Origin of the sequence: Citrobacter sp., from assembly GCF_050252275.1 — a bacterium.
GTDB classification, from domain to species: domain Bacteria; phylum Pseudomonadota; class Gammaproteobacteria; order Enterobacterales; family Enterobacteriaceae; genus Citrobacter_A; species Citrobacter_A amalonaticus.
In genome coordinates this window covers 1-5,142 of the sequence record NZ_JBFWLF010000317.1, presented here as the reverse complement: position 1 = coordinate 5,142, position 5,142 = coordinate 1, and the positions used below count along the sequence as shown (strand labels likewise).

The 5,142-nt window shown below is 48.7% G+C and carries 5 protein-coding genes; 1 reads left to right on the top strand and 4 read right to left on the bottom strand.

Translation table 11 applies throughout. The features are described 5' to 3' along the window. The 3 genes from AB7E14_RS20380 to AB7E14_RS20370 form a co-directional block, all read right to left on the bottom strand. Positions 1-749, bottom strand: a 749-nt coding sequence (locus AB7E14_RS20380; protein WP_428169866.1) for a protoglobin domain-containing protein, incomplete at its 3' end; no start/stop codon positions are given. A 636-nt stretch (positions 750-1,385) separates the two neighbouring features. Beyond that, on the bottom strand, positions 1,386-2,714 hold the full coding sequence (locus AB7E14_RS20375; RefSeq protein ID WP_316961655.1) for a glycoside hydrolase family 10 protein: 1,329 nt from the start codon (positions 2,712-2,714) through the stop codon (positions 1,386-1,388). 404 nt (positions 2,715-3,118) lie between these two features. After that, on the bottom strand, positions 3,119-3,484 hold the full coding sequence (locus AB7E14_RS20370; RefSeq protein WP_428169865.1) for a hypothetical protein: 366 nt from the start codon (positions 3,482-3,484) through the stop codon (positions 3,119-3,121). A 92-nt stretch (positions 3,485-3,576) separates the two neighbouring features. On the opposite strand from AB7E14_RS20370, the gene tam reads away from it, so the two are divergent. Continuing rightward, entirely contained in the window at positions 3,577-4,335 is a 759-nt protein-coding gene (tam, locus tag AB7E14_RS20365) for a trans-aconitate 2-methyltransferase (RefSeq protein WP_058588061.1), read from the top strand. Positions 4,336-4,337: 2 nt separating this feature from the next. Here the strand turns inward: tam and AB7E14_RS20360 are convergent, their stop codons facing one another. After that, entirely contained in the window at positions 4,338-4,763 is a 426-nt protein-coding gene (locus AB7E14_RS20360) for a CaiF/GrlA family transcriptional regulator (RefSeq protein WP_080721897.1), read from the bottom strand. Between the last annotated feature and the right edge of the window lie 379 nt (positions 4,764-5,142).

The window sequence follows — 5,142 nt, the reverse complement described above, 5'->3', positions numbered from 1 at the left end:
TGAAACACGCCGTCAAAGTCCTGAATCAGTCGTGAGATGTGACCGACTTCCGCAATACCACTGAAATAATGACGTCCTTTATGATTAAACCACAAACCAAAATCCGCCTGGCTTAGCGGCAGGCTGTTGCCGAGATCGGAGTCGAGTAAGACCTTATAGATAATGTCCATTTCCCACGACAGTAACGCGGCGATTTGACGCTCTTTCTCTTCTTCTGCGTTTTCCAGCAAAGAAAAAATACGGTAGTTTTCATCTTCTTTTGCTGCGGTACTTTCACTAAAGGAGAAGGCTCTGGACATGACTTCCATCGCCAGATCAATACTGTTAATGGAGAAGTGGTAGACAAGCAGCTTATGTGTCGCTTCATGGTGGCTGTCAATGATGATCGGATAGAGAATTTTCTTCAGTACGCGAAAACCCATTTCAACCAGTTCCACCGGAATACCAATACGCGCATGCACTTCAGCTACCGTATGCTGTATTTTTATCAGTTCATCAATATTGTCGACTTCACTGGAGAGCACATCCACAATCCACTTTTCAAGTGCGCTTTTGAGTTGGCGCTCAACCTGTTCATTACTCAAAAACTCCTCAGCATGCGGATCGGCGAGAACAATACGATAAAACTCAATGCTTAAAGCATGGGCATGGGCGATCGCTATCTCAGAAGCGAGTCTGCGAATGTGAGGGTCGGTCTGTTCAACCAGCGCGACCCATTCGTCTTTCATTCTTTTAAGATACATCTCCATGGTGAAGATCCTTACAGTGGTTAGCGAACAACATTTTGCCTGGCTCAAATGCACAATCTGGATAGTAAGATGAATCTAAAACATAAAACACCTGAAAGCGTGCAAGGTGACATTAATGAAATAGTGTAATGCCTTAAGCCATATTTTCATTCATTCCGGTGAAGTAAGCCTGAAACAATTATGGATATAGCCAAAAGTAGCAAGAAAAATCCTTTTTAAGCGACTTTTTAAACGCATCAACGTCTGAAAAGTATAGTCCATCCGTTTGATCGTTGAGAGGAATCATGTCCCCCTGTAAGGTAGCTCACACTCTCTTTTAATGTCAGCATTTTTTCAATTCATAAAATGATATGAGAGTTTTTTGAGCGATATGGTCATCATTACGTAATAAATCCCGTTTTGACTGCGGGTAATAATAATCACGTATCAGTGGAGGCTTGAATAATCTTTTTCTCTTAGATATCCCATTTAATCATTACACTATCCTGAAGCGTATCACTGGCATAAATAATGCTATCCCGCCTGTTGAGGCGTTAAATGATGACAACGGGCAATGACGGAGCGAGCGCGGGGACTGGAAACGGAACCTAAATGGCGACGCAAAGAGAGATCGATGTCTCTCTTTACGTTACAGTGTCACTTAGACCAGCGATTTCTCAGGTAACTGACAGCCTGCTGGGCCTGCGGTTGGTTGAGATTGTTTTCTCTGAACAAAATCGTGCCGCTGATTTGTGGCATTGATTCATTTAAATCGAGCTGTTTCTTCAGTTCCGAAACGCCGCCATTGACCGTCCAGTCCGGTTCATTGCGAGAGGGCTCGCCGACCTTATACAACGCAACGCCAATATAGAGCCGCGTTTTTGTCGGTTTCACGACGTCCGCCCACCATTTTGCCAGCACATCATAACGTGCCGCATCACGAGAGAAGGGCCAGTAAATTTGCGGTGCGATATAGTCCAGCAGGCCTTGTTGAACCCAAAGCCGCGTGTCAGCATACGACTCATCATAAGCGGCAGCGCCACGGGTATCCGATCCGGCCGGATCGTGCGAACGGTTCCGCCAGACACCGGCTGGACTGACGCCAAACTCCACGTCCGGATTGATCTGTCTGATCGTCCGCGAAACCTGTTCAATTAATAGTTGAGTGTTATGCCGACGCCAGTCCGCCTTTGAGCTAAAGCCCTGGCCGTAGCGCCGGAAGGTCAGGTTGTCGTTCAGCGCGGAACCGGGGGATTCAGCGTAGAAATAGTCGTCAAACTGGACGCCATCCACCGGATACTGTTTCACCACTTCAGCCACGATACTGGTTATCCAGTCACGGGCCTCCGGGATCCCCGGGTCGAGAACATAGCGGTCACCGGCGGTACGGATCCAGTCGCGATGGAGGACAAACACGCTGGCTGGCTGAAGCGACACGGTACGGTTCAGTTCATTCACCGTTGACGGTTTCACATTGGTGGAGACGCGATAAGGGTTGAACCAGGCGTGAACGCGCATACCACGTTTGTGCGCTTCATCGAGCATGAACTGGAGCGGATCGTAGCCCGGATTTTCACCAATCTTCCCGGTGAGCATGTCCGACCACGGTAAAATGGATGACGGCCAAAGGGCGGTGCCGTCAGGTTTAACCTGGAAGAAGACCGTATTTATACCCAGTGACTGTAAATTATCGAGTTTGTCTGTTAGGGCTTTCTTTTGCATGGCGATCCGCGTGGTGGCGCTACTGACATTCACGGATGCAACCGGCGGCCAGTCAAGACGGGAAACCGTCGCCAGCCACACGCCGCGAACAGGCACATTCAGTTTTTGCGTCTTATACGGCGATGTCGGCGTCGATTTTGGCGGCGTCACCAGTGAGACAGGCGGCTTTGATGAACAACTCGCCAGAAAGATCGTTGCGACAACCAACGTACTGATTTTTTTAACGCGAGACAGAGAGCAAACGGCACGAGAACAGATATCCATATAGGCCAGTCATCCGGTTAACACAAAAGAGAAATTATTTTGTTCCTAATCGACGTTAAGTCAAGCCGGAGAAGGGGTGAGGCGTACAATAAACAGGCTAGCGGAGAGGAATGATTTGTTCAACATCTTAAAAATGTGTTTATGAATCACCAGAACGCATCTCGCTGAGTATGAGTGAAAACCAGAGCGGTTCTGAAGGCCAATACAGCAGAGAATGACTCAGACACCGGTACAGTGCGGTTGGTGATATTGCATTTAACATAATATACATTATGCGCACCAATAAAGATTAAGACAGAATCTGCCATTTCACGGTCGTCATTTGTCCTGCTGATTACAAGCGTTCTCGCCAGTTCCTGATGCCTACAAACAGAATTCGCTGCAGCCTCTCCAATGAATTACATTCACCAGGCCTCTGGCTCTCTTAGCATATGGACAATGTTGCACGGAGTCATGATCCAGCCGCCCTTGAAACCGTTGGGTAACGGTTCGACTGCGTCACAACGGACCACGCCACATTGTTCAACATATTTTTCGGCAGCGCTGAAATTGGGCGTGAATAATTCCAGCCAGAGTTCAGCCTGACTGAGTCCCGGCGCTTCATCAATCCAGAGCCTGTTCGGTCCGAGTTCGAATCCGACTGCCGGCGGCTTATCAATAATTTCCGGTAATCCAATAACATTGCGATAAAAATCAATCGTCTGTTGATACTGATGTGATGGGACCTTCATCGCAATGTCGATACCACCTTTGATATCTGGTTTATTCATAAGGAATTTCCTTCCCAGTCGCTGCCAATACTAAACTAGTATAGTTCATACCTTATGCACACTTAGTTGAACCATTGACAGGAGAATTACTGATGTCCGACTGGAATCCGGCGCTGTATATGCAGTATGGCGCAGAACGTTCAAGACCCGCCGCTGAACTGCTGGCCAGAATTCAACTTGAGCATGTCTCTTCCGTGGTTGATTTGGGATGCGGCCCCGGTAACAGTACGGCGTTACTCCAAAGCCGCTGGCCTGGAGCGAGTATTACCGGTGTAGATACCTCTCCAGCGATGCTGGATGAGGCGCGAACGGCTTTGCCAAATTGTCACTTTGTTGAAGCGGATATTCGTCAGTTTCAACCCGTCACACCGCCCGATGTCATTTATGCCAATGCCTCCCTACAGTGGATCCCCGATCACTATGATCTGTTTCCCCGCCTGGTCACCCTGCTGAATGATAACGGCATTCTGGCCGTGCAAATGCCGGATAACTGGCTGGAACCTACGCACGTGCTGATGCGTGAAGTGGCTTATGAACAGGATTATCCGAATCGCGGTCGTGACGCCCTGCCCGGTGTTCACGCTTACTACGACATTCTGAGCGAAGCGGGATGCGAAGTGGATATCTGGCGCACAACCTATTATCACAGGATGCGTTCCCATCAGGCGATTATTGACTGGGTCAGTGCCACAGGGTTGCGCCCCTGGATGCAGGATCTCAATGAACACGAACAGCAACGGTTCCTGGAGCGTTATCATCAGCTTTTACAAGAGCAATACCCACTTCAGGAAGATGGCCAGATATTACTGGCGTTTCCGCGCTTGTTCGTGATTGCGCGTCGCCAGTCCTGATCTCACTCTCTCAGCGGACAGGCTGCTTTCCAGGCGGCCAGCTTCGCTTCATTATTCCCGGTTGGTCGTGATAATAGCCAGTGTGAAAGCTGACGATCGTCCGTTGCGGTACTCTTCTTTACCTGACGAGTTGCAGGTGTCGCTTTGGCAGGCGGTGCTGTTAAGTTCCCCGCCGTCGCCGGTGAATGTATTTTGACTAATAGCTGACAATGCCCGCCCCGTACTGCCGTTTTGCGAACGCTGAATTCGATGTCGTGTTTATCGTAGCGGTGACAAAGATAATGCAGTATCCCGCTGGCCCGGCGCAGGTCAATATGAAATGCCTGGCTTACGTCATTGCGTGAAAATTCTTTATTGCGCAGAAATCCCCACCAGGCAACGGCTCTGAACAGCGGCATTTCCCCTAAATGCCGGATTTCCTCGGGCATGTGAAAACGGTGCTCCGCGCGTCTTTTCGTGGTGGAGGACGATGAATTAATAAGCATCGCGTTCCCTTAATAACGATTGGTCTGAATATCAGGTGGATTAAAAGTGTCCAATACATTTATCACGCAAATGGAGTGGAATTATTTGATCTCAACGCGCCTGAGATAAATCGCTTTAATTACCTTGTAACGGAGGTTTCCTGCGTTATTCGTCAGGTAATAGAGTGATGCAGTCTATTAATTCACACTTTTCGTTAATAGTTCAGGGAGGTGTTGATGATAGAGACAACCCCGCACATCCTGCAGAATGCGCGGGGTTAAGCGTTAAAAGAGCAGCTTCAGACCAAGCACTGCCTGGGTATCGCTAAATCCCTCACTACCG